Here is a 24,146-nt window from a genome sequence, read left to right on the forward strand (position 1 = left end):
CGGTCACACGTCCCCGAGCGGCACGTTCGGGTCGGCCAGTGCCTTGGTGTCCACCACCCGTCCCGAGCGCACCAGTTCGCGGATCGGGTCGGTGACGTCCCAGACGTTGACGTTCATCCCCGCGAGCACCCGGCCGCCGGACAGCCAGAACGCGATGAACTCGCGGGTGGAAGGGTCCCCGCGGAACACCACCCGGTCGTAGCCGTCCGGCTCGACGTAGCCGACGTACTCGGCGCCGAGGTCGTACTGGTCCGTGAAGAAGTAGGGAACGCGGTCGTAGACGGCGTCCTCCTGCCCGAGCAGGGCGCGGGCGGCCGTCTGCGGCTGGTTGAGGGCGTTGGCCCAGTGCTCGACCCGGATGTGCCGCTCGAACAGCGGGTGGTAGGCGTTGGCGACGTCGCCGGCCGCGTAGACGTCCGGGTCGGAGGTGCGCAGGTGCCGGTCGGTCCTGACGCCGTTGTCGATCTCCAGCCCGGCCGCCTCGGCGAGGCCGGTGGCGGGCGAGATGCCGATGCCGACCACCACCGCGTCGGCGGCCACCGTCGTGCCGTCCGCTAGCCTCACGCCGTTCACCGTGCCGCCCTCGCCGGTCAGTTCGGCCACCTTGACGCCGAAGCGCAGGTCCACGCCGTGCTCCCGGTGCAGGTCGGCGAAGACCTGGGCGACCTCCCGGCCGAGCACCCGCAGCAGCGGCAGTTCGAGCGCCTCCAGCACCGTCACCTCGGCGCCCGCCTCCCGGGCCGCGGCCGCCACCTCCAGCCCGATCCAGCCCGCGCCGATCACCGCGATCCGGGCCCCCGGCCGCAGCGCCGCCTTGATCCGGTCGCTGTCCTCGACCCGGCGCAGGTAGAGCACCCCGTCCTGGTCCGCGCCGGGCACCGGCAGCCGGCGCGGCACCGAGCCGGTGGTCAGCAGCAGCTTGGCGTACTCCACCCGGCCGTCGTCGGCGAGCGTCACAGTGTGCCCGGCCGGGTCGATCGAGGCCACCGCCGTGCCCAGGCGCAGCGTGACGTCGTGCTCCGCGTACCACTGCGGCGGGTGGACGTAGATCTTCTCCCGGGGCGTCTTCCCCAGCAGGTAGCCCTTGGACAGCGGCGGCCGCTCGTACGGGCGCTCGTGCTCGTCGCCGATCAGGACGATGCCGCCCCGGTACCCGGCCTCGCGCAGCGCCTCGGCCGCCTTCGCGCCGCCCAGGGACGCCCCGACGATGACGACCGGGCGCTGCCGCCCGCCGTCCGCTCCGGTGGTCCCGGTGTCCGTGCCCGCCATGCTCGACTCCTCGTTCTCCGGCCGTGATCGGGGTCAGCCTGCCGCCGTGCGGGTGGTCTGTCGAGACCGCGCCTGGCGCGCCGCGCCGCGCTCGCCCGTACGAGTGAATGCGACCCCGGTCGGGCCTCAGCCGGTCATGGCCTCCCTGACCAGTGCGGTGTCGGTGAACTGCTCGAAGCGCACGATCCGGCCGCCGCGCACGGTGAAGCGGTGGGCGATCCGGACGGCGAGCGGTTTTCCGGTGGTCTTGTGGACCGCCGTGTAGCGGCCCAGCACCACCACGGTCTCGCCGTCCACCACATAGGTGTCGTCGTGGGCCGTCCAGTCGTCCCACTCGGCGGCCAGCCGCTCCATCACATGGGCGGTGACGCCCTTCGGGGTGCGGTAGGTGCCGGCCAGCGGGAAGCCGGCCATCTCGGTCCACTCCACGTCGTCGGCCAGGGTGGCGCGCAGCGCGGCCAGGTCGCCCCGGGCGGACGCCAGGTACTGGCGGCGCACCACGTCGGCGGGGGCGGACGACTCGGCGAAGGAGGAGACGTCCCGGGGGATCTCGATCATCGTCCGCTCACCCCCAGGCCATCTCGCCCATGGCGACCTTGGTGCCGATGTCCACCGCGATCCGCAGCCCCAGCTTCGGGAAGCGCCGCTCCAGCGACTCCTTGGCGGTGGCCGCGTCCGGGGCCCGGCCGATCTCGGTCTCGAAGGCTCGCAGGTACGCCCGGGTGTGGTCGACGGCGTTCAGGTCGGTGGGCGCGCCGGCGACCCGGTGGCCGGCCGCCACCCAGGTCGGGTGGAGCGCCTCGATGCCGTCCAGCAGGTCGATCCAGGCGGCCCGCTGGGCGGAGGTCGGGGTGTCCGCCGTCCACACGTGCAGGCCCTCGAAGAGCAGCACCCCGCCCAGCACGGCGCGGTGGTGGTGCTGCCAGAGGTAGTGCCGGTCCGGCAGGTGGAAGTCGGCGCCGCGCAGCTCGAAGCGGTGGCCCTCGAAGACCAGCTCGTCCCCGTGCAGCACCTCGGGCCGCACCAGCCGGGTGGGCAGCTCCGGGCCCAGGTGCGCCCAGGCGCGCAGCTTGGCCTCGTACGTCTCCTGGATGTGCTCGACGGTGGAGGCGGTGGCCAGGAAGCGGGCCTGCGGGAAGGCGTCCTGGACCTCCTGGGCGCCGAAGTAGAAGTCCGGGTCGCCGTGGCTGACGAAGACGGTGGTCAGCCGCTTGCCGCTCGCCCCGATCCGTTCCACCAGGCGGCGCCCGTCCGAACGGGTGAACCCGGCGTCCACCAGCAGGGCGTCCTCCGGGCCGGTGACCAGGACGGAGGTCTTGTTGAGCGAGCTGTCGGGGGTGTCGACGATCTCGAAGTCGAGTGCACTCATGCGCCCACCTCGCACCGCTCGATGGTCCGCTCACTGCGTTCGCTCACGTTCGGTGTCCTTCCTCTGGCCGGGCACGCCTCGCCGTCAGCATCGGCGGTCCGCGGCCCGTCCGCATCCGGAGCCGGAACACCTACTGGCGGCTCCAGAGCGTGAGGTCGCTGCTGGTGGCCACCGCGAGGGTCCGGCCGGTCGGGGAGAAGCCGGCCGCGCGGAAGACGGACCGGTCGGAGTCGAGGACCAGCCACCAGCTCTCGCCGTGCTCGCCCTGCCACGGCCCGCGGCCGCTGGCGAGCAGCACCCGGTGGTGCGGCCACTCCGGGGCGACCACCTCGATGTGCCAGCCGCCCTCGGCGGCCGTGTGCAGCCCGCCGCCCCACGTCCCCGCGACCGGGATGCGCACGTCCGCGACCTGGCCGAGGCCGGGGCAGGAGAGGTCCAGGCCGTCCGGGTCCTCGGCGGGCTCGTGGTCGCGGGCCAGCTTGAGGCCGGTCACCGCGTCGAACAGGCCGTGGCCGCCGTGCGAGACCGTCAGCACCAGGTCGTGCCCGCTCTCGGGGTGGACGGCGAAGCCGATGCCGAGCAGCCCGCCGACCGCGATCAGCCCCCGGCCGACCGGCCGCCACGGCTCCGGCGGGGCGGTCACCCCGGCGGCCATGATCCGGTCGCGGAGGTGCTGCTGGTGCGGGGTCAGGGCCATGCAGCCGATCATCCCACCGGGGCGTTCCCGGCGCGCCGGCCCGTCGGCGCGGCGCTCCTCCGGCCCTCCTCCGGCCCTCCTCCGGTCCTCCCCGGCACTCCCTCCGGTCAGTGGGCCGGACCCAGCCGCAGCACCGCCAGCGCCCCCAGCGCGGTGGCCGCGGCCAGCGGCACCCACAGCTCCCCGGAACCGCCCGCCAGCAGCGCCGTCAGCACGGCCGGGGCCGCCGCCCGACCCACCCCCGCCGACAGCTCCCAGCGCGCCAGCGCCCGCCCCAGCAGGTGCGGCGGGGCGACGGACGCCACCAGCGCCGTGCCCGAGCCGGTGTAGAGGATCTCGCCCAGCGTGTACAGCACCGAGACCGCCGCGATGCCCACCGAGCCCGGCACGCCGCCCAGCGAACCGACCGCCCAGAAGCCCAGGTACGACACCGCCAGCAGCGCCCCCGAGGCGGCGAGCACGACGTGCCGCGGACGGTCCGCCAGCCGCAGCACCAGCGCCAGCTGCAGGGCGATCACCAGCACCGTGTTGCCGACGAAGATGCCCGAGGACCAGGCCGGCGAGGCGTGCAGCCGCAGCACCAGCAGCGCGGGCAGCGCCACCTCCAGCACGTCGAAGCAGAACGCGTACGGCAGGTTGGCGACGCCCAGCAGGGTGATCCGGCGCAGCGGCTCCGCCCGCTCCGGCGCGTCCGCCGGCCGGTCCAGGCGCGGAGCCCGCACCCGCAGCGAGCCCACCAGGACGGCCGCGCCCAGGCAGGCCGCGCCCGTCACCCCGGCCAGCAGCCGGATCGCGCCCGCCCCGCCGCTCACCGCCAGCGTGGCCAGCAGCGCGCCCGCACCCATCCCGGCGTTGCGCAGCGACCGCCCGGCGGCCAGCGCGGCATCCCGCAGCCGGCCCTCCGTCAGGGTGCTCACCACCGCCGCGTGGGTGGTCGGCCAGGACTGGCTGCCCACCCCGAACAGCACCGCCGCCGCCGTGAACCCCGGCAGGCCGTCCGCGAGCAGCAGCGTCAGCGCGCCCGCCGCCCGCAGCAGCAGGGTGGCGGCGGCGGGCAGCGTCCGGGCGCCGCGGTCGATCCACCGGCCGGTCAGCGGCACCACCAGCAGGCCCGCCAGCATCCCGGCCGAGAGCGCCAGCCCGGCCGCACCCGCGCCCAGGTGCAGCATGCCGACGCCGTACAGCAGCAGGAACGGCCGCAGCAGGCCGCCGCCCACCGCGTCCACCGCCAGCGCGACGGCGTACCGGGGCCCGCCGGCCGCGGTCAGCAGGCCCAGCAGCGCGGACGGGCTCCGGCGGCCCGGGCCGGCCGGCGGAGCGGGTGGCCCGCCGCGGCGGTCGGCGGTGCGGTCGTGGACGGACTTCTCCCGGATCAGGCTCATGGCCGGTACCGTCCGCCCGGGTCGGACCGCGGGGCACGCGGATTGACGCTTCCCGTCAATCCGCGGGAGCCCGGTCGACGGCGGGTGGCAGGATCCCCGGTGTGAGCTTGACCATCGACATCACGGGCCTGCCCGACGAGCGCCTGCTCTTCACGCCCTCCCCGCTCGGCGAGCTGAACGCCATGCTGCACGTGCTCGCCGAGCCCGCGCACCACCCCGCGCTGCAGGGCTGGGCCGGCTGCACCGCCACCGTGATCCCGCCCGAGCTGTCCGAGCGGCTGCTGGAGGCCGACTTCCTCTGGCGCTCCTCGCGCGCCGACTTCCTCGTGCCCGGCCTGCCCGGCGCCACCCTCGCGGAGGAGCTCGACGCCGTCGACCGGATCGACGACGAGCTCTACGTCGCCGCCGCCCTCATCACCACCTGCGGCTCCTCCCGGCTCACCCGGCGGATGGGCTCCCCGCTCACCGACCCGGAGGCCAACGAGCGGGCCCGGGAACTCGCCCTCGCCCGAGGCCCCCGGCAGGCCGCCTTCGCCGACCGGCTGCTCGCCGACCCGCCGGCCGTCCGGGGCCTGGTGCGGCGGTTGCTGGAGGACTGCCGGTCCGCGTTCTTCGCCGACGCCTGGCAGCGCGTCCTGCCCGACCTCGCCGCCGACGCCCGGCGCAAGGCCGACCTGCTCGCCCGCCGCGGCCTCGCCGAGGCGCTCGCCGACGTCTCGCCCTCCGTCTCCCTCGACCAGAGCGTGGACGGGCGGCGCCGGATCGTCATCGACAAGCTCCAGGACAACACCACCAGCGGCACCGAGGCCGGCGGCGTCACCTTCATCCCCACCGCTTTCGGGCGCCCGCACCTCCTGGTGGTGCACGCGCGCGGCTGGCGGCCCGTCCTCCAGTACCCCGTCGCCGAGGCGGGCCTGCCCGAGCCCGTCTCGCTCGCCCTCGTGCAGCAGCGCCTGGAGGCGCTCGCCCACCCCGTGCGGCTGCGCCTCGCCCGCACCATGGCCCGCGGCCCGCACACCACCGGCGAACTGGCCTCGGCCTGGCAGCTCAGCGCGCCCGAGGTGTCCCGGCACCTGGCGGTCCTGCGCAGGGCCGGGCTGCTCACCACCAGGCGGCGCGGGCGGTACATGCTCTACGAGCTGGACCTGGCGGGCAGCGCCCGGCTCGGCTCGGACTTCCTGGAGGCGGTGCTGCGGTGAGCGGAGGCGCCGAGGCGGGAGGAAGTGCTGCCGTGCGGGGAAGCGCCGCGGTGGGCGGGAACAGTCCGCGCACCCGGCGCGTTCGTCCGGTCATGATCGACGACGCCACTCCCGAGATCCTCCGCTACGCCGCCTTCGCCACCCGCCCCGAGGGCGGCAACCCGGCCGGCGTGGTGCTCGACGCCACCGGACTGACCGACGAGCGGATGCTCGCCGTCGCCGCCGAGGTCGGGTACTCCGAGACCGCCTTCCTGACCGCCGGCCCGACCGAAGGGACCTACCAGGTGCGGTACTTCAGCCCGCTCGCCGAGGTGCCGTTCTGCGGGCACGCGACGGTCGGCTCCGCCGTCGCCCTCGCCGAGCACACCGGCCCCGGACGGTACGTCTTCGCGACCGCGGCCGGGGACGTCCCGGTCGAGGTCGAGCGCGGGGCCGACGGGCTGCTGCGCGCCACCCTCACCAGTGTCGAGCCGAAGGTCGAGGAGGTGCCGGCGGCCGACGTGGCGCAGGCGCTCGCCCTGCTCGGCTGGTCCGCCGACGACCTCGACCCGGTCCTGCCGCCCCGCGTCGCCTACGCGGGCGCCCGGCACCTCGTCCTGCCGGTCGCCACCCGCGAGCGGCTGGCCCGGCTCGACTACGACTTCGACGGCCTCGCCGCATACATGCGCGCCCGCGACCTGGTCACCCTGCAGCTCGCCTGGCGGGAGGCCCCCGAGGTCTTCCACGTCCGCGCCCCGTTCCCGGTTGGCGGCGTGGTCGAGGACCCGGCCACCGGCGCCGCCGCTGCCGCCTTCGGCGCGTACCTGCGGGAGCTCGGCGCGGTGACGGCCCCGGCCGTGCTGACGCTCCACCAGGGCGAGGACCTGGGCCGCCCGGGCGTCCTGCGGGTCGAGCTGCGGACGGAGGACACCCGGGTGCGGGTTTCCGGCACGGCCGTGGCGATCGGCTAGCGATCCCGGGCCTCAGGACGGCGGGGGCTGGAGCAGGACCTGCTCGCCCTCGCCCCGGGGCTCCTCGAAGTCGGTGAAGCAGCGGTCGGGCAGACCGCACATCAGCACCACCGTGCTCGATCGCCGTGTCACCGGCCCAGGTCAGCCCCGCGACGGCCGGTGGGCCGCCCTGTCCTGTGCGGAGAGGGCCGCCGCCGGGCGAAGTCCCTCGTGTCCGACCGGGAGAAGGTACGGGCGGCGGCAGGCGAACGGGCCCGGGCGGCGGTGTTCCGGCCGGTGCGGGCGGAAAACCGTTGGCACGGGCCCGCCCCGGTGGGCGAAGCTGCTCCGATGCAGCGAGCGAGCAACCGGACCGTGACGGTCGATCTCACCTACGGCGACGAGTACTTCGGGCAGCTGGGGCCCTTCGAGGTGGAGCTCGGCTGGTGGTCCTCCGTGGACGAGGTGGTCGCGCGCGCGGCGGCGTCGGCCGGGGTGCCGGTGTTGGTGGCGCGGCTGGTCGACGGGCGGAGCGAGGAGCCGGGCCACGGCGGGCGGGTGCGCTACCACGCCGAGGCGAGCGAGCGGCCGAGGGCGCTCGACTCCCGGCCCCCGGAAGCCGGGACGGCCGCGCTGCTCGGCCCCGCCGAGCGCCGCGCCGCCTGGGCCACGCCGGAAGGGCTGCGGTCGGCGCTGGGCTGGGCGGAAGCGGAACTCGCCGCGGTCGGTCGCCCGCCGGCCGGGCCCGCCCGGCAGATCCGGACCTGGAACCTCTCCGGCCTCTTCCGCCTCCCCACCGCGACCGGCGTGGACGCCTGGCTGAAGACCACGACGCCGGCGTTCAACGCCCACGAGGGCGAGGTCGTCGCGCTGCTCGGCGGCGTCGACCGCACGCTCGTCCCGACCGTCCTCGCCGCCGACCCCGCCGGCGGGCGGCTGCTGCTCGACCACGTCCCCGGCGAGGACTGCTGGAACCCCTCCGCCGGGACCGTCGCCGACGTCGTCCCCCGGCTCGTCGCCGCCCAGGCCGCGCTCGCCGGCCGTCCGGACGACCTGGCCGCCCTGCGCGACCGCACCCCGCGGGCCCTGGCGGCCCAGCTGACGGCCCTGCTGGACCGGCTCGCGGAGGAGACCGACCTGACGCCCGAGGAGCTGGACCGCCTGGCCGGCTTCGCCGCCGACCTGCCCGGGCTGCTGGACCGACTCGCCGCCTGCGGCCTGCCGGAGACCCTGCTGCACGGCGACTTCCACCCCGGCAACTGGCGTTCCGACGGCGAGAGCACGGTGGTCGTCGACTACGCCGACTCCTGCCTCGGCCATCCGGCCCTGGACGGGCTGCGCCCGCGCGCCTACCTCGGCCCGGAGGCCTGGCGGCACCATGTTGCGGTCTGGGCGGAGGCCTGGCGGCGCCACGTCCCCGGCTCGGACCCGCGCCGGGCCCTCGAACTCGCCGAGCCGCTCTACCACTTGTCCTACGCGCTGCGCTACCAGGAGTTCCTGGACCACATCGAGCCGAGCGAACGCCCGTACCACGAGGGCGACCCGGCCGCCGAGCTGCGCGCCGTGCTGGCCTGCGGCCCGGTCTCCGGGCGGAGGTAGCCGGCCGGGGTGCGACGGCCGACGCCGGCACCCGGGCCCTCGGAACCGCCGGTGGTGCCCGTCGCGGTCGTCGCGGCGGGCACCACCGGGCGTGTTCACTCGGCGGGGGCGATCCGGTAGCCGCCGCGCGCCGAGTGGAGGCTGAGCGCCTCGACCGGGCAGAAGTCCACCGCCTCGCTCAGCCCGTCCGTCAGCCCCGCGCCGCCGTCCGCGTACTCGGCCAGCGGTGCGGCCAGCCCGTCGGAGCCGAGGACCAGCGAGTCGGGGGCGCTGAGGGCGCACATCCCGGAGCCGATGCAGCGGTCGCGGTCGACCCGGACGACCACCGGCTCGGTGTCCGCACGGCCCGTCACCACTCCACCCGCAGGGAGTTCGGGCTGCGGGTGAGCAGGCCGCGCCGCCAGTCGATCCGGTCGACCGGGTCGGCCAGCCGCAGGGCGGGCAGCCGGCGGGCCAGCCGGTGCAGGGCGAGTTCCAGCTCCATCCGGGCCAGCCAGGCGCCCAGGCAGTGGTGCGGTCCGGCGCCGAAGGTGAGCATGGGGGCGGCCAGCGGGGAGAACAGCTCGGTGCGCAGGTCCCCGGTGAAGGCCTCCGGGTCGTGGTTGGCGGCGTTGGCGTCGGCGGCGACCACGCTGCCGGCCGGGATGACCACGCCGCCGATCTCGACGTCCTCGACGGTGCGGCGCATCAGTCCGGGCATGTGCTCCTGGCGGTCGCCGAGCGGGACGGCGCGCAGCAGCTGCTCGGTCGCGGCGGCGGCGCTGGCCTCGTCGGAGGAGAGCCGCTGCCAGGCGTCGCGGCCGTCCTGGAGCAGGTAGACCAGGGCGTTGCCGAGGCTGGTCATGGTGGTCTCGTGGCCGGCCACGACCAGGCCGATGACCAGGACGACCAGCTGGCCCTCGGTGATCGAGCCGTCCTCGGCGGCGGCCGCGAGCAGCCCGCTGACCAGGTCCTCGCCGGGGGCGGCCCGGCGTTCGGCGATCACCTCGGCGCCGAAGGCGGCGAACTCGGTCATCGCGGTGACGATCGCCTCGGCGCTGTGGGCGGTGGTGGAGAGCGCGTGGTCGCTCCAGTGCGCGAGCCGCTTGCTGTCCAGGTTGTCCAGGCCCATCAGCCGGCTGATCACGGCGACGGGCAGCGGGCGGGAGTAGCCGGCGATGATGTCGGCGGGGGAGCCGTGGTCGATCAGCTCGTCGATCAGCGACTCGACCACCGAGGCCACCCAGGGCCGCCAGCGTTCGATCGCGCGCGGGGTGAAGGCCCGCTGCACGGTGCGGCGCAGCCGCTGGTGCTCGGTGCCGTCGATGTTCAGCATGCTCTGCGGGTCGTCGAGGATGTTGGGCGTGACCGTGATCGGCGGGGCGTCCGGCGCGTAGAGCGGGGCGCGGCCCAGTCGCGGGTCGGTCAGCACCTGGCGCACGTCGGCGTGCCGGCTGACCAGCCAGACCGGCGTGCCGGTGGGCAGCGCGGCGAGGCGGGGCGGGCCGGGTTCGAGCCGGCGCATGCAGTGCAGCGGGGGGAGCGGGGCGGTGCCGGCGCTGGTCGCACTGTTCTCGGTGGACATCCGTACTCCAGACTCCAGGGCGGTGGGCCGCGGGACGCGACCCGACGGGGGGTGAATCCGGGGATCGTGCGGGGGACGGGTGATGCGGCCGGCTGGCGGCTCGACACGGGCCGGGGTTCGGTCGGGCTCCTACGGGGTGTGGCGCGAAATGTGCGCGGGTGCACGGTCGGTGCGCACCCGGCGCGGTCGGTGCGCGGTCGCGCGCCGACGGGTGGGGCGGGTGTGCTGAGCGTGGTCGCGTGGACCGTCTCAGCTACGACCGTACGTGGGTGGCGGGGCGCCCGTCTGCGGCACTTCCAGCCAACGCGGGTGCTTTCCGGGCACTTCGGGGCGTGCTGACGGGCGCTCGGCGACGCCCGTGCGCCCCCGTCGGCAGGGCCGCGCCGGGCGGTCCCCGGGCGCTCGGCGGATACCCGGGCGGCACATGCCGCGGGGAGGGCCCGTGAGCCGGCGCGGCGGTGTCGGACACGCCGTCGGCGGGTCCGGTGAGCCGTATCACACCACGTCATGCCGGATCGCCCGGGACGCTCCGCCGGTGACCGGCCGGGCGGGCGATACGCTTCGTGGGCAGTTCGTCTTGCAGTCGTGTTGTCGCAGGTCACGCCGGTGCAGAGCCGCACCGGCAGACGGAGGTGGAATCGGATGCCCCAGCAGGTCAAGGCAGTCATCGCGCGCGCCAAGGGCGCGCCCGTGGAGGTGACCACGATCGTGGTGCCGGACCCTGGCCCGGGCGAGGCGGTGGTCCGGATCCAGGCGTGCGGCGTCTGCCACACCGACCTCCACTACCGGGAGGGCGGCATCAACGACGAGTTCCCGTTCCTGCTCGGCCACGAGGCCGCGGGCATCGTGGAGTCGGTCGGCGAGGGCGTCACCGAGGTCGAGCCCGGTGACTTCGTGGTCCTCAACTGGCGTGCGGTGTGCGGCCAGTGCCGCGCGTGCAAGCGGGGCCGCTCGCAGTACTGCTTCAACACCCACAACGCGAAGCAGCGGATGACGCTGCTGGACGGCACCGAGCTGTCCCCGGCCCTGGGCATCGGCGCGTTCGCCGAGAAGACCCTGGTCGCGGCCGGCCAGTGCACCAAGGTGGACCCGGCGGCCGACCCGGCCGTCGCGGGCCTGCTGGGCTGCGGTGTGATGGCGGGCCTCGGCGCCGCGATCAACACCGGCAACGTGGGCCGGGGCGACTCGGTCGCGGTGATCGGCTGCGGCGGCGTCGGCGGCGCGGCCGTGATGGGCTCCCGGCTGGCGGGCGCGGCGAAGATCATCGCGGTGGACATCGACGACCGCAAGCTGGAGACCGCCCGCGGGCTGGGCGCCACCCACACCGTCAACTCCCGCACCACCGACCCGGTCGAGGCGATCCGCGAGCTGACCGGCGGCAACGGCGCGGACGTGGTGGTCGAGGCGGTCGGCCGGCCGGAGACCTACAAGCAGGCCTTCTACGCCCGGGACCTGGCCGGCACCGTCGTCCTGGTCGGCGTGCCGACCCCGGAGATGACGCTGGAGCTCCCGCTGCTCGACGTCTTCGGCCGCGGCGGTGCGCTGAAGTCCTCCTGGTACGGCGACTGCCTGCCCTCGCGGGACTTCCCGATGCTGATCGACCTCTATCTCCAGGGCCGCCTGGACCTCGGCGCCTTCGTCACCGAGACCATCGGGCTCGACGCCGTGGAGCAGGCCTTCGAGCGCATGCACCAGGGCGACGTCCTGCGTTCGGTGGTGGTCCTGTGACCTCGGCCCGCGTCGACCGGCTGGTGACCGCCGGGACCTTCGAGCTCGACGGCGGCAGCTGGGAGGTGGAGAACAACGTCTGGATCGTCGGGAACGACGAGGAGGCGGTGGTGATCGACGCCGCGCACGACGCCGAGGCCATCGAGGCCGCGCTCGGCGGGCGCCGGCTGCTGGCGATCGTCTCCACCCACGCGCACAACGACCACATCGACGCGGCCCCGGCGCTCGCCGACCGCACCGGTGCGCCGATCCTGCTGCACCCGGACGACCTCCCGCTGTGGAAGCTCACCCACCCCGAGCGGCTGCCGGACGGCGAACTGGCCGACGGGCAGCGGATCGAGGTGGCCGGCACCGAGCTGACCGTGCTGCACACCCCGGGGCACGCGCCGGGCGCGGTCTGCCTGTACGCGCCCGGGCTGGGCACCGTCTTCACCGGCGACACCCTGTTCCACGGGGGCCCGGGAGCCACCGGCCGGTCGTTCTCGCACTTCCCGACGATCATCGACTCGATCCGCGAGCGGCTGCTGACGCTCCCGGCCGAGACCGTGGTGCGCACCGGTCACGGCGACCCGACCACCATCGGCGCCGAGGCCCCGGCCCTGCCGGAGTGGATCGCGCGCGGGCACTGACGCCCCGCCCGTACGGCCCCCGGGGAACGACCGTTCCCCGGGGGCCGTACCATCGCGATCATGGCCCATGACCCGCGCGACCTCGACGACTCCTTCCTCGCCTTCTGGCGGGAGCGGCACATCTCCACGCTGACCACCACCCGCCCGGACGGCACGCCGCACGTGGTGCCGGTGGGTGTGACGTACCAGCCGGAGACGGGCACCGCCCGGGTGATCACCAGCCGCACCAGCCGGAAGGCCCGCAACGTCGCCGAGGCCGGGCCCGGGGGCCAGCGGGTCGCGGTCTGCCAGGTGGACCGGGCCCGTTGGTCGACCCTGGAGGGGGTGGCGGTGGTCCGCGACGAGCCCGAGCAGGTCGCCGAGGCGGAGCGCCGCTACGCCGAGCGCTACCGGGAGCCGCGGGTCAACCCGGACCGGGTGGTCATCGAGATCACCGTCGACCGCGTCCTCGGCCGGGCCTGAGCACGCCCGCCCGGAGGCCGTCCGTCCGGTGTCCGGTGCCGGTGTTGCCGGTGTTGCCGTACGGGCAGCGGCCGCCCCCAGCACCGGAATCAGCTGAAACGGTGGCGGATTCGTCACCGTCGGTGACGTGAATGCCGTATGAAAGCTGCGAACTTGCCTCCACAACTTCTTCCATGACGGCGCGTTGATGTGATCTGATTGGCCGCGCACGGTCAAGCGGAGGCGATGGGTATCAGTACACCCGCCTCGGCGAACTCGGGGGAACGACGCCGGGGACGCGAATTCCGCGTACCCGAAGGTGAGCACTCGGGAGGGGGGGATGGATCGGTGTGCGGGAGTGCCGGACGGCATCCCGCCGTTCTCCGGTCGGGGGCGCGGTACCGGTGGCCCGCAGGTGCGGCCGATGGTGTGACGGCCCGGCGATAGCGGCTCGTCGACGTGAACAGGCGTCGGAAAGCCGGGCCCTTGTGCTGCCCATTCGCCGCCGACAGCGGAAGCCGCCGCCCTGTCGAACCCTTCAGTGGCCGGCCCCGGATTCGGGCCGCACGCATTTCCCGGCCACCCGGCACGACGACCCCATGGGGTCGATGACCGTGTTCTCGGTTCAGAGGTTCTGATCGCGATCCAACTGCCCTGGGGCGACCGCGGCACCATGCCGTCGCGCTCCGTCATGAGGAAGGTGCATCGAGTCATGTCTTCTGCAAGAACTGCGCCACAAGAGCTGGACTGGACCCTTGAGAAGGGCAAGCCGGCCACCCTCGTCGTCCCTCGATTCGAAGGCGCCGACGAGGCCTGCGCGTGGCTGAACGCGCTCCTGCCCGACATCCGTACCGCGCTTCAAAGGTACGGCGCGCTGTACCTGCGCGGGCTTCCGGTCGCCTCCGTCGAGGACTTCGCGCTCGTGCGGGACGTCCTCGTCCCGCAGCGCACGCCCTACCGGGAGAAGGCGACGCCGCGCAGCAGCTTCGGGAACGACGTCTACTCGTCCACCGATCTGCCGCCGGCCCAGTCGATCCGGATGCACAACGAGAACAGCTACACCCTCACGTTCCCCGGGCTCCTGATGTTCGCCTGCCTGATCGCCCCGGAGGAGGGCGGGGCGACGCCGGTGGCGGACTGCCGGGAGGTGCTGCGGAAACTGCCCGCCCCGCTCGTCGAGCGGATCCGCGCCAACGGCTGGACCCTGCACCGGAGTTACTCCGAGCACATCTCCGTGAGCTGGGAGAAGGCATTCGCGACCGAGCGCCGGGAGGACGTCGAGCAGTACTGCTCGGAGAACCTGATCTCCTGCCACTGGGACGACGAGGGGAATCTGCGGACCGCGCAGCGGCGGCCCGGAATCATCCGGCACCCGGCGACCGACGAGGAGGTCTGGTTCAATCACATGGCCTTCTGGAATTCCTGGTCACTGGACGAGGAACTCCGCGAGACGCTCGTGGACGAATTCGGCGCGGACGGCCTGCCGTTCGAAACCGGAGTGGCCGACGGGAAGCCCCTGACCCGGGACGAGCTCGACATCATCAACACCGCCTACGCCGAGGCGACGGTGCGTCAGACCTGGCAGCCCGGCGACGTCATGCTCGTCGACAACGTGCTCACGGCCCACGGCCGCGACCCGTTCCGGGGCGACCGCAAGATCGTCGTCGCCATGGGCAACCCGGTCGACCTCGACGAGTGCCGGCCCACCGTGCCGGCCGCGGCGGGCAACGGCGGTGCCGCGTGAGCATCACCGAGGAGCCCCTGGCCCCGGCGGCCCCGACCGTGACGGTCGACCCGATCGTCCGGTTCCGGCAGGCCGTCGCGTCCACCCCGGACCGGCTGGCCGTGCGCGGGACCGACCGCACCCTGACCTTCGCCGAACTCGACCACGACGTACACCGGTTGGCCGCACAGCTGGCCGAGCGAGGCCTCGGACGCGGCGCCCGGGTGGGCGTCAGCATGCACCGCGGCGCGGACCTCGTCGTCGCCCTGCTCGCCGTGTGGCACGTCGGCGCCGCCTACGTGCCGCTGGATCCCGCCTACCCGCAGGACCGCCTCGCCCACATGGTGGCCGGCGCCGACCTGCGGACCGTCCTGGCGGAGCCCGGCAACGGGCCGACGTGGCCCACCGGCGTCGACGTCATCACCCTCGCCGACGCCCTCGCCGCGCCGACCGCGGCTCCGGAAACGCCGGCGGCGGAGACCTCCCCGGCGGACCCGGCGTACGTGATCTACACCTCCGGCTCGACCGGAACGCCGAAGGGCGTGGAGGCCACCCGGGGCGGCGTGGCCGCGCTCGCCGCCGACCTCGAAGAGGCGGGCTTCTACGCCGACCGGCCGCGCACGGTGGCCTGGAACGCGAGCATCTCCTTCGACGCCTCCGTCCAGCAGTGGGCCCGGATCTGCCGGGGCGACAGCATCGTGGTGATCGGCGAGAACGAGCGCACCGACCCGGCCGTGCTGCGCGCCCTGCTGGACGAGCACGCCGTCGACGACCTGGACCTGACGCCCTCGCACTGGGAGGTGCTGCGCGAGGCCCTCCTCGCCCCCACCGCCGACGGCCGCGTGCTGCGGCTGTTCATGGGCGGCGAGCCGGTACCGGCGGAGGTCTGGCGCGAGCTGGGCGAAGCCCGCGACGCCGGGACGGTCGAGGCGATCAACCTGTACGGCCCCACCGAGTGCACGGTGGACGCCACCGCGGCCTGGATCACCGGCGCGGGCCCGCACATCGGCCGTGCGCTGCCCGGGTTCACCGCCCACGTGCTCGACGAAGGGCTGCGCCCCGCGGCCGCCGGCGAGCCGGGCGAGCTCTACCTGGCCGGCCCCTCCGTGACCATCGGCTACGTCGGCCGGCCCGCGCTGACCGCTCAGCGCTTCGTCGCCGACCCGGCCGGTACCGGCCGCCGGATGTACCGCACGGGCGACCGGGTGCGGCTGCGCCCCGACGGCACCATCGACTACCTGGGCCGGGTCGACCGGCAGATCAAGATCCGCGGCTACCGGGTGGAACTCGGCGAGATCGAGGCGGCGCTCGCCGCGCACCCGGAGGTCAGGACCGCCGCCGTCGTCCTGCACACCACCGAGACCGCCGGCGACCAACTGGTCGGCTACGTCGTCCCGGAGGACGGGAGCGCCCCGCGCGCCCGGGAACTCCAGGAGCACCTCGGCGGCGTGCTGCCGTCATTCATGGTCCCCTCGGCGTTCGTCACGCTCGACGCCATGCCGCTGAGCGTGAACGGCAAGGTGGACCACCGGGCCCTGCCCGCCGTGGACGAGGCCCTGTGGGCCGACGGCGAACAGGAGCCGGGGGACGAGCCGCAGGGCGAGTTCGAGACCCTGATCGCCGGCGTGTGGGCCGAGGTGCTCGGCCGCCAGCGGATCAGCCCCACCGACAACTTCTTCTCGCTGGGCGGCCATTCGCTCATCGCGCTGCGCGTCATCGGCCGGCTGAAGAAGCAGTTCGGCATCACCGTGTCCACGAAGGAGGTCTACCGGCACCCCGAACTGCGGTCGCTGGCGGAGTTCGTGGCGTCCCGTCGGACGGAGGGCAAGTGAACACCGCACAGGACACCACCGTCATCAGCATCCGGCGCCCCAAGGACGCCGCCCTGACGCTGATCTGCCTGGGCTTCTGCGGGGGCGGCACGGCCTCCTACCACCTGTGGGGCGACGCCGTGCCGGACGACATCGCCCTGTCGGCGATCTGCTACCCGGGCCGGGAGGGCAGGTTCCTGGAGGACTTCGCCACCGACTGGGAGGAACTGGCCCAGGACGCCACCGCGGCGGTGCTGTCCGCCGTCGACGGCCCCTACGTGCTCTTCGGGCACAGCATGGGCGGCTGGATGGCGTTCGACGTCGCCGCGCGGATCGAGAGCGACGGCGGGCCGCTGCCGCGGAACCTGGTCGTCTCCTCGGCCAACGCGCCGGCCCGCGGGCTCACGCCCCGGGACATGTTCCCGTCCCAGCAGGACGACGACGACGGTCTGCTGCTCTGGATGAAGACCCACGGCCTGATGCCGGCACACGTCCTGGAGGACCCCGAACTCCAGGAGATGAGCGTCGAGCTGATGCGCGCCGACATCCGGGTCCGGGACACCTTCCGGTACACCGAGGGCGCCACCGTCAGCATGCCGGTGCAGATGCTGTCGGGCGCCGACGACGACGTCATCGAGGCGAACGCGGGCGAGCAGTGGCGCACGCTGGCGCTGGGCGAGTACCGCCACGACGTCCTCCCCGGCGGCCACTTCTACACCCCGGAGGTCTGGCGGACCCTGCCCTCCAGGATCGCCGCCCTCGATCCCCGCGAGAGGAGCCGACGATGAGAACGGACGCCACGCTGGACGTGATCGTCAGCGGCACCGAGTCGGACTCGCACACCTGGAACCTGGTCTTCCTCCAGCTCCAACTGGAGGACTGGGGACACCGGGTGCAGAACCTCGGCCCGTGCCTGCCGGGCGGGGAACTGGCGGCGGAGTGCCGGCGCGGCGCCCCCGACCTCATCGTGCTCAGCAGCGTCAACGGCCACGGCGAGAGCGACGGACTGTCCGCCGTCGCGGCGCTGCGCGCCGACCCGGAGCTCGCCGACACACCGATCGTCATCGGCGGGAAGCTCGGCACCGGCAAGCAGCTGCGGGCCGGTGCGGACGGGGCCGCCGGCGGCGGGATGACGCGCCGCCTGCTGTCCGCGGGATTCTCCGCGGTCTTCCACGAGTCGTCCGGACTGCCGGAGTTCGAGAGGTACGTCGCCGCCCTCAGCGCCGAGAAGGCGAGGCGGGCCGGCCGCGTCCTGGAGGAGCTCCGCGCCGCCCCGACCCCATGAACGACGGGCCGGTCAACGCGTTCGCGGACTTCGTCGGACGGTCGCACGAACAGGGCAACCTGGTGGTGCAGCCCCGCATGGGCTTCGGCGACCCACGGGCCATGCGGGACGGGCTGATCGCCGTCAAGGGGGCCAACGCCACCACGGTCGGCACGATCACCCTGGACAGCTACACCCGGCTCGGCAAGCTCGCCGACGCCCGGCGGGCCGTCGACGAGGGCGGCGACCTCAACGGCTACCCGATCAGGACCCACCCCCCGGACACCAACCGGGGGGTGCTGGACGGCGTGCGCGAGCGCGACTTCCCGGTCCAGGTGCGGCACGGGTCGGCGAGCCCCTACGGCATCATCGCGGCCTCGCTGGAAGCGGGGCTCGACACCACCGAAGGCGGCCCGGTCTCCTACTGCCTGCCGTACGGGCGCCTCCCGCTGCGCCAGGCGGTGCGGAACTGGGAGAAGTCCTGCGAGCTGATGGTCAGGGCCCGTGACCACGGCATCGAACCGCACGTCGAGACCTTCGGCGGCTGCATGCTCGGCCAGCTGTGCCCGCCCAGCCTGCTGGTGGCGATCAGCCTCCTGGAAGGCGTGTTCTTCCACCGGCACGGCCTGCGCAGCATCTCGCTGAGCTACGCCCAGCAGACCAACGCCGAGCAGGACCGGGAGGCGGTGCTGGCGCTGCGCCGGCTCGCCGGTGCGCTGCTGCCGGACGTCGACTGGCACATCGTGATCTACAACTACATGGGGGTCTACCCCAGCACCCGCTCGGGCGCCCTGCTGCTGCTGGAGCAGGCCGCCGAGCTGGCCGTCCGCACCGGATCGGAACGGCTCATCGTCAAGACGGCGGCCGAGGCGCACCGGATCCCGACCGTCCGGGAGAACGTCGAGGCGCTGGAGATCGCGGCGCTGGCCGCCCAGAACGCGGGCGGATCGGCGCCGCCGGACACCGGCGCGGACAGCGAGGTCCTGGCGGAGGCGACCGCGCTCGTGGACACCGTCCTCGGCCTCAACACGGACGTGGGCGCCGCCCTGGTCGAGGCGTTCAACCGCGGGCTGCTGGACGTCCCGTACTGCCTGCACCCGGACAACGCCGGGCGGGCCAGGAGCTACATCGACTCCGACGGGCGGCTGCGCTGGTCGCACACCGGCTCCCTGCCCGTACGGCCGAACGGGCGGTCCACCGGCAACCGCTCGATGAGCGCGGCGGACCTGCTCCGGGCCCTGTCCCACGTCGCGCGGTCGTTCGACGAGCGCGCCGCCACCACGCTGGACCGGCTGCCCGGGATCCCCAGCTGAACCCCCTGCCAGAACCGCAGGACCAGAGAACCGAAGGAAGAGACCCCTTGACCAGCGAGTTCGAGTCTGCACGGCCCGGTGCACTGCCGGACCACCTCAAGAACCCCGTGACGCAGTCCGTGCTGCGGATCCAGAACCAGATCGTCCAGGCGGGCCGCGAACTACTCCTCGGCGAGGGGTTCGTGGAACTGCTGCCGCCGATCATCGGACCGGTGACGGACCCGGGCGGCCGTGGTGCCAAGCAGGTGGACGTCGACTTCTACGGCCACCGCTACAAGCTGATGACCAGCGCGATCCTCTACAAGCAGGCGTCGCTGCTCGCCTTCGACAAGGTGTTCTACGTCGCGCCGAACGTCCGGCTCGAACCGCTGGAGACCGCGAACATCGGCCGCCACCTGGCGGAGTTCCACCAGTTCGACGTGGAGATCGCCGGCGCCACGCAGGAGGACGCGATGGGCGTGGCGCAGTCCATCGTGACCGCGGCGATCGAGCGCGTGGTGCGGACGATGGGCGCCGAACTGGACGTCCTGGGCCGCGACGCGGACGCCTTCACCCCGCTGCTCACCCGCGACGCCCCGTTCGAGCGGATCAGCCACGGCGACGCGATGGCCGAGCTGGCCCGGCTGGGCCACGAGCAGAACCACGACGCCGAGATCGACTGGCAGGGCGAGGGCCTGCTCTCGCACAAGTCGGATGCGCCGTTCTTCATCATCGACTACCCCAAGGGCTCGCGCGGCTTCTACGACCGCGAGGACCCGCAGCGCCCGGAGGTCCTGCGCAACTTCGACCTCATCGCCCCCGAGGGCTTCGGCGAGCTGATCAGCGGCAGCGAGCGGGAGTTCGACTACGCGCGGATCATCGCCCGGATGCGCGAGAGCGGCGAGAACCCGGCCAAGTACGAGTGGTACCTGAAGATGGTCCGCGACGGGATCCCGGGCAGCGCCGGTTTCGGGATCGGCATCGAGCGGCTCACCCGCTACGTCGCCGGGCTGGACGCCGTCTGGCAGGCCACCCCGTTCCCGAAGATCCCCGGGGTGGTCTCGCCGTGAGCGGGGTGCTCAGCGCCCCGGGCTTCCCGGAGGCCGCGATCCGGTCGCGGGCCCGGGAGGGCGCCGCCCGCGCGTTCCCGCCGATGGACGGCTACGGCCTGACCCTGTTCGGCGCCGGCGGCACGGGCGGCGTCCCGCAGCCGGCGGCACCCCACGGTACGGACCTGCTGGACGCGATGCGCCTGGTCCCGCCGGTCTTCATGCCCCAGCGGCTGGAGAAGCTCACCGACCTGGCCCGCGAGCCGCTCTACGGCGACGTCGAACTCGCCACCGACATCGGCGGGTTCCGGTCGTCGCTGCCGGTGTACGTCTCGGCCTTCGGCTCCACCCAGGTGGCCTCCTCCGGGCTGGGCCTGGCGGCCAGCCGCCAGGCCGGACGCCTGGGCATCCCGCTGGTCATCGGCGAGAACGTGGTGCCGACCAACGGCTTCGCCGACGGTTCCACCGGCAGCACCGGGGACCGGTCCGCCGACAGTTCCGCCGACACCGGCGACAGCATGCTCGCCCGGCTGCGCGCCTACGAGCAGGAACTCCCCGAGGGCATGGGCGGGCTGGCGTTCCAGCAGAGCACCGAGGACGCCGACGCCGAGGTGTGGAACCAGATCTACAGCGCCCCGGCCGCGAAGGCCCTGCTGGAGTCCGGCCGGCTGGCGTTCGAACTGAAGGTGGGACAGGGCGCCAAGCCCGGCCTCGGCGGGATGACGGTGCTGAAACGCTCCGTGGCCGGCCAGCTGGCCGACCGGTACAGCACCGACGAGAACGTCTTCGGCGGCGGACACGACCGGGTGCTGCGGTCCAGCAGCCCGGGCACATTCACCGCGGAGATCCTGCGCCAGCAGATCCGGTTCATGCGCAACAACTACCCGCGCGCGCGGATCTGGGTGAAACTCCCGCCCGGGCGCGACATTCGCGAGGCGGCGGCCGTGGCCCGGGAGAGCGGCGCGGACTCGGTGACCGTGGACGGCGCCGAGGGCGGCAGCGGCTGGGCGCCCAGCAGCTTCCTCGACCAGGTGGGTCTGCCGCTGGGCGAGTGCCTGCGCCGGCTGGAGCCGCGCTCCTCCTCTTCCTCCTCCTCCGACTGCTTGCTGGTCTCGGGCCGGATGTGGGAGGGAGCCAGGGCCGTGAAGGCCCTGGCGCTGGGCGCCCGCGCCGTCGGACTGGGCCGGGCGGCCCTGCTCGCGGCGGACGAGGACCCGCAGGACGGGATCGCCCGGCTGGTCTCCTGCCTCGCCTTCGAACTGCGGCTGCTGATCAGCGCGCTGGGCAAGTACACGCCCGCCGCGCTGGGCCCGGAGGACGTCTGGCTCCCGGGAACGGCCGGCCCGCGCCTCCACCCGTAGCACGCCGGACCCCGCCCCACCGGGGCCCGGTCCCTTTACCCACCACGAACATTCACCCCGCGAAGAAGGAGCACCGCTGTGACGAATCCGTTCGAGGACGCCGACGGCCGCTACGTGGTCCTGGTCAACGACCAGAACCAGCACTCCCTGTGGCCGAACGCGATCGAGGTCCCGGCCGGCTGGGCCACGGCCTTCGGCGAGAACGACCGCCAGGCCTGCCTGGAGTACATCGAGCAGAACTGGACCGACCTGGCGCCGCGCCCGACCGCGGTCGGCTGATCCGCGGACCCGATTCCCTTTTTCCCATTCCTTTCGCACACCCGCGTACGGCCCCGGCCAGGTGACGAAGCACCCGGCCGGGGCGTCCGGTCACGCACATCGATCACCGCCGGATAGGCACCAGAGGGAGATGTCATGGCTCAGCAGAAGGAACCGACGGTCGGGCAGAAGGTCATGGCCGAGGACGGCCGCGGTCCCGGATCGGTGCAGGAGGAGATCCTGTGCGGCCTTTTCGCTGAGGTCCTCGATGTGCCGTCGGTGGGGATCGACGACAACTTCTTCGCGCTGGGCGGTCACTCCGTACTCGCGACCCGGCTGATCAGTCGCATCCGCGGCACGCTCGGCGCGGAGCTCGGCATCCGTGAACTGTTCCGGAACCCGACCGTCGCCAAGGTGGCGGAGAAGCTGAAGGACGGCCGCCCGGCGCGTCCGGCGCTGGTCGCGGGCGTGCGGCCGGAGGTGCTGCCGTTGTCGTTCGCCCAGCAGCGCTTGTGGTTCCTGGACCAGTTGGAGGGGGCGTCGGCGGCCTACAACAGTCCGTTCGCGTTCCGTCTGCACGGTGCGGTGGACGTGGAGGCTCTGCGTGCGGCGATCGGTGACGTCGTCGGCCGGCACGAGGCCCTGCGTACGGTCTACCCGGCGGTCGACGGTCAGCCGCGCCAGCTGGTGCTGCCCGCCGGCGACGTCGAGGTGCCGTTCCGGGTCGAGCCGAGCACGGCGGAGGAGGTGGCGGAACGGATCTCGGCCGAGGCGTTCGCCGCCTTCGACCTCTCGACCGAACTTCCTTTGCGGGTCGCGCTGTTCACGCTCGGTGAGGGTGAGGGTGAGGGTGAGGGTGAGGGCGAATCGGTGCTGGTGGTGACCTTGCACCACATCGCGAGTGACGGTTGGTCGATGAGGCCGTTGTGGGAGGGGGTGGCGTCGGCCTATCGGGCGCGGTTGGCGGGGCTGGCGCCGGAGTGGGAGCCGTTGGCCGTTCAGTACGCGGATTACTCGCTGTGGCAGCAGGAGCTGCTGGGCGGGGTCGTGGACCAGCAGTTGGCGTACTGGTCGGAGGCGCTGCGGGATTCGCCGCAGGAGGTGGCGCTGCCGTTGGACCGGCCTCGGACGGGGGTGGTTTCGCGCGCGGGTGGTCGGGTGGAGTTCGGGCTGGATGCCGAACTGCACGCCGAGCTGGAGGGGTTGGCACGTCGGCACGGTGTGACGCTGTTCATGGTGCTGCACGCGGCGCTGGCGGCGTTGTTGTCGCGGTTGGGTGCGGGGACGGATGTTCCGATCGGGACGGTGGTGGCGGGGCGTTCGGACCAGGCCTTGGACGAGCTGGTCGGGTTCTTCGTGAACACGCTGGTGCTGCGGACGGATGTGTCGGGTGAGCCGACCTTCGGTGAGCTGCTGAGCCGGGTCCGTGACACGGATCTGGCGGCGTTCACCAACCAGGACGTGCCGTTCGAGCGGCTGGTGGAGGAGCTGAACCCGGTCCGCTCGGCCTCCGTGCATCCACTGTTCCAGGTGATGCTGGTTCTGCAGAACAACAGCGAGGGGGTGCTTCAGCTCCCGGGCGTCACGCTGGAAGCGGAGGCCTTCGCCGACGCCCCTGCCAGGTTCGACCTCAACCTGATCTTCTCCGAGGGCCGCGACGCCGCCAACAACCCCGCCGGCATACGGGCCGAACTCCTCTACGCCGCCCAGCTCTTCGACCACGGAACCGTCGCCGCGCTGGCCGAGCGCCTGCGCCTGGTGCTGGCCGCGATGGTTGCGGATCCGGAGCGGTCGGTCGGGTCGGTGGATGTGTTGGTGGGCGGTGAGCGTGAGCTGATCGTGTCGGGGTGGGGTGGTGGTTCGGGGGCGGTTCCGGCGGGGACGGTGTCGGGGTTGTTCGCGGAGCAGGTGGTGCGGGCTCCGGGTGCGGTGGCGGTGGTGGACGGTGATCGCCGTTTGTCGTACGGGGAGTTGGATGTTCTGTCGGATCGGATGGCTTCGCGGTTGGTGGAGTCCGGTCTGGTGCGGGGTGGGTTGGTGGGGGTCTGCCTCGAGCGTGGGGCGGATCTGGTGGTGGCGTTGTTGGGTGTGTTGAAGGCGGGTGGTGGTTACACGCTGCTGGATCCTGAGTTTCCTCGGGAGCGTTCGGCGGTGGTGGTGGCCGAGGCGGGTGTGGGTCTGGTCGTGTCGAGTTCAGGACTGCGGGAGTCCGTCGAGGGGCTCGCCGAGCGTGTGGTGTGGGTCGACGAGGAGTGGGAGCCTGCGCCGTCGGCCGGTGATGTGGCGCCGTCGGTGGTGGTGGGTCCGGATGATGTGGCGTGTGTGATGTTCACGTCGGGTTCGACGGGTCGGCCGAAGGGTGTGGTGGCGCCGCATCGGGCGTTGGTGGGGACGTATCTGGGTCAGGATTATTGCGAGTTCGGTCCGGGTGAGGTGTTTTTGCAGTGCTCTCCGGTGTCGTGGGACGGGTTCGCGCTGGAGTTGTTTGGTGCGTTGTTGCACGGTGCGGTGTGTGTGTTGCAGCCGGGGCAGAATCCGCAGCCCGCGGTGATCGAGGGGTTGGTGGTGGAGCACGGTGTGAC

At 73.5% G+C, this 24,146-nt stretch carries 22 protein-coding genes; 15 read left to right on the forward strand and 7 right to left on the reverse strand.

Annotated elements, in window-relative coordinates:
* Nucleotides 1-3: 3 nt before the first annotated feature.
* The 5 genes from ACFVVA_RS27770 to ACFVVA_RS27790 form a co-directional block, all read right to left on the reverse strand.
* Complete coding sequence (locus tag ACFVVA_RS27770) at nt 4-1,269, reverse strand: NAD(P)/FAD-dependent oxidoreductase (protein WP_387693548.1); 1,266 nt, start codon at nt 1,267-1,269, stop codon at nt 4-6.
* A gap of 126 nt (nt 1,270-1,395) precedes the next feature.
* Nucleotides 1,396-1,827 (reverse strand): nuclear transport factor 2 family protein, encoded by a 432-nt coding sequence (locus ACFVVA_RS27775; protein WP_387693549.1) that lies wholly within the window; start codon nt 1,825-1,827, stop codon nt 1,396-1,398.
* 7 nt (nt 1,828-1,834) lie between these two features.
* Nucleotides 1,835-2,638, reverse strand: coding sequence for an MBL fold metallo-hydrolase (locus ACFVVA_RS27780; RefSeq protein WP_387693550.1), 804 nt, complete (start codon nt 2,636-2,638; stop codon nt 1,835-1,837).
* A gap of 130 nt (nt 2,639-2,768) precedes the next feature.
* A complete protein-coding gene (locus ACFVVA_RS27785) occupies nt 2,769-3,335 on the reverse strand; it encodes a hypothetical protein (protein ID WP_387693551.1) in 567 nt (188 codons plus the stop codon).
* 107 nt (nt 3,336-3,442) lie between these two features.
* Complete coding sequence (locus ACFVVA_RS27790; RefSeq protein ID WP_387693552.1) at nt 3,443-4,717, reverse strand: MFS transporter; 1,275 nt, start codon at nt 4,715-4,717, stop codon at nt 3,443-3,445.
* 101 nt (nt 4,718-4,818) lie between these two features.
* On the opposite strand from ACFVVA_RS27790, the gene ACFVVA_RS27795 reads away from it, so the two are divergent.
* From ACFVVA_RS27795 to ACFVVA_RS27805, 3 genes are all read left to right on the forward strand, one after another.
* Nucleotides 4,819-5,916 carry a DUF5937 family protein gene (locus ACFVVA_RS27795; RefSeq protein WP_387693553.1) on the forward strand — a complete coding sequence of 366 codons (1,098 nt, stop codon included), beginning with the start codon at nt 4,819-4,821 and terminating at the stop codon, nt 5,914-5,916.
* Between the two features lie 92 nt (nt 5,917-6,008).
* Nucleotides 6,009-6,866 (forward strand): PhzF family phenazine biosynthesis protein, encoded by an 858-nt coding sequence (locus tag ACFVVA_RS27800; protein ID WP_387693554.1) that lies wholly within the window; start codon nt 6,009-6,011, stop codon nt 6,864-6,866.
* Between the two features lie 330 nt (nt 6,867-7,196).
* A complete protein-coding gene (locus ACFVVA_RS27805; RefSeq protein WP_387693555.1) occupies nt 7,197-8,444 on the forward strand; it encodes an aminoglycoside phosphotransferase family protein in 1,248 nt (415 codons plus the stop codon).
* 95 nt (nt 8,445-8,539) lie between these two features.
* Here ACFVVA_RS27805 and ACFVVA_RS27810 read toward each other — a convergent pair whose 3' ends face one another.
* Together ACFVVA_RS27810 and ACFVVA_RS27815 are read right to left on the reverse strand one after the other, a co-directional pair.
* A complete protein-coding gene (locus ACFVVA_RS27810) occupies nt 8,540-8,797 on the reverse strand; it encodes a ferredoxin (protein ID WP_387693556.1) in 258 nt (85 codons plus the stop codon).
* Nucleotides 8,794-10,008 (reverse strand): cytochrome P450, encoded by a 1,215-nt coding sequence (locus ACFVVA_RS27815; RefSeq protein WP_387693557.1) that lies wholly within the window; start codon nt 10,006-10,008, stop codon nt 8,794-8,796. Before ACFVVA_RS27815 ends, ACFVVA_RS27810 begins: the two co-directional genes overlap by 4 nt.
* Nucleotides 10,009-10,650: 642 nt before the next feature.
* On the opposite strand from ACFVVA_RS27815, the gene ACFVVA_RS27820 reads away from it, so the two are divergent.
* The 12 genes from ACFVVA_RS27820 to ACFVVA_RS27875 all read left to right on the forward strand — a co-directional run.
* The gene (locus ACFVVA_RS27820) at nt 10,651-11,736 is read left to right on the forward strand and encodes an S-(hydroxymethyl)mycothiol dehydrogenase (protein ID WP_359900338.1); all 1,086 of its coding nucleotides are present in this window, start codon (nt 10,651-10,653) and stop codon (nt 11,734-11,736) included.
* Nucleotides 11,733-12,365, forward strand: a complete 633-nt coding sequence (locus ACFVVA_RS27825) for an MBL fold metallo-hydrolase (RefSeq protein ID WP_387693558.1) — start codon at nt 11,733-11,735, stop codon at nt 12,363-12,365. Before ACFVVA_RS27820 ends, ACFVVA_RS27825 begins: the two co-directional genes overlap by 4 nt.
* Nucleotides 12,366-12,425: 60 nt before the next feature.
* Entirely contained in the window at nt 12,426-12,827 is a 402-nt protein-coding gene (locus ACFVVA_RS27830) for a TIGR03618 family F420-dependent PPOX class oxidoreductase (RefSeq protein ID WP_359900341.1), read from the forward strand.
* A gap of 691 nt (nt 12,828-13,518) precedes the next feature.
* Nucleotides 13,519-14,550 (forward strand): TauD/TfdA family dioxygenase, encoded by a 1,032-nt coding sequence (locus ACFVVA_RS27835; protein ID WP_387693559.1) that lies wholly within the window; start codon nt 13,519-13,521, stop codon nt 14,548-14,550.
* Nucleotides 14,547-16,361 carry an amino acid adenylation domain-containing protein gene (locus ACFVVA_RS27840; RefSeq protein ID WP_387693560.1) on the forward strand — a complete coding sequence of 605 codons (1,815 nt, stop codon included), beginning with the start codon at nt 14,547-14,549 and terminating at the stop codon, nt 16,359-16,361. Before ACFVVA_RS27835 ends, ACFVVA_RS27840 begins: the two co-directional genes overlap by 4 nt.
* Nucleotides 16,358-17,128 carry a thioesterase II family protein gene (locus ACFVVA_RS27845; RefSeq protein ID WP_387693561.1) on the forward strand — a complete coding sequence of 257 codons (771 nt, stop codon included), beginning with the start codon at nt 16,358-16,360 and terminating at the stop codon, nt 17,126-17,128. The genes ACFVVA_RS27840 and ACFVVA_RS27845 overlap by 4 nt, the downstream gene beginning before the upstream one ends.
* On the forward strand, nt 17,125-17,625 hold the full coding sequence (locus tag ACFVVA_RS27850) for a cobalamin B12-binding domain-containing protein (RefSeq protein WP_387693562.1): 501 nt from the start codon (nt 17,125-17,127) through the stop codon (nt 17,623-17,625). Before ACFVVA_RS27845 ends, ACFVVA_RS27850 begins: the two co-directional genes overlap by 4 nt.
* Nucleotides 17,622-18,917, forward strand: a complete 1,296-nt coding sequence (locus tag ACFVVA_RS27855) for a methylaspartate mutase (RefSeq protein ID WP_387693563.1) — start codon at nt 17,622-17,624, stop codon at nt 18,915-18,917. The genes ACFVVA_RS27850 and ACFVVA_RS27855 overlap by 4 nt, the downstream gene beginning before the upstream one ends.
* A gap of 47 nt (nt 18,918-18,964) precedes the next feature.
* A complete protein-coding gene (locus tag ACFVVA_RS27860) occupies nt 18,965-19,966 on the forward strand; it encodes an asparagine synthetase A (protein ID WP_387693564.1) in 1,002 nt (333 codons plus the stop codon).
* The gene (locus tag ACFVVA_RS27865) at nt 19,963-21,306 is read left to right on the forward strand and encodes a glutamate synthase-related protein (RefSeq protein ID WP_387693565.1); all 1,344 of its coding nucleotides are present in this window, start codon (nt 19,963-19,965) and stop codon (nt 21,304-21,306) included. Before ACFVVA_RS27860 ends, ACFVVA_RS27865 begins: the two co-directional genes overlap by 4 nt.
* Before the next feature lie 78 nt (nt 21,307-21,384).
* Nucleotides 21,385-21,585: an MbtH family protein gene (locus ACFVVA_RS27870; protein WP_359900357.1), complete on the forward strand. Its 201-nt coding sequence runs from the start codon at nt 21,385-21,387 to the stop codon at nt 21,583-21,585.
* A gap of 135 nt (nt 21,586-21,720) precedes the next feature.
* The coding region (locus ACFVVA_RS27875) for a condensation domain-containing protein (RefSeq protein ID WP_387693566.1) at nt 21,721-24,146 on the forward strand (2,426 nt) is incomplete at its 3' end.

The organism is Kitasatospora sp. NPDC058048 (genome assembly GCF_042885555.1).
GTDB lineage: Bacteria > Actinomycetota > Actinomycetes > Streptomycetales > Streptomycetaceae > Kitasatospora > Kitasatospora lactacystinica.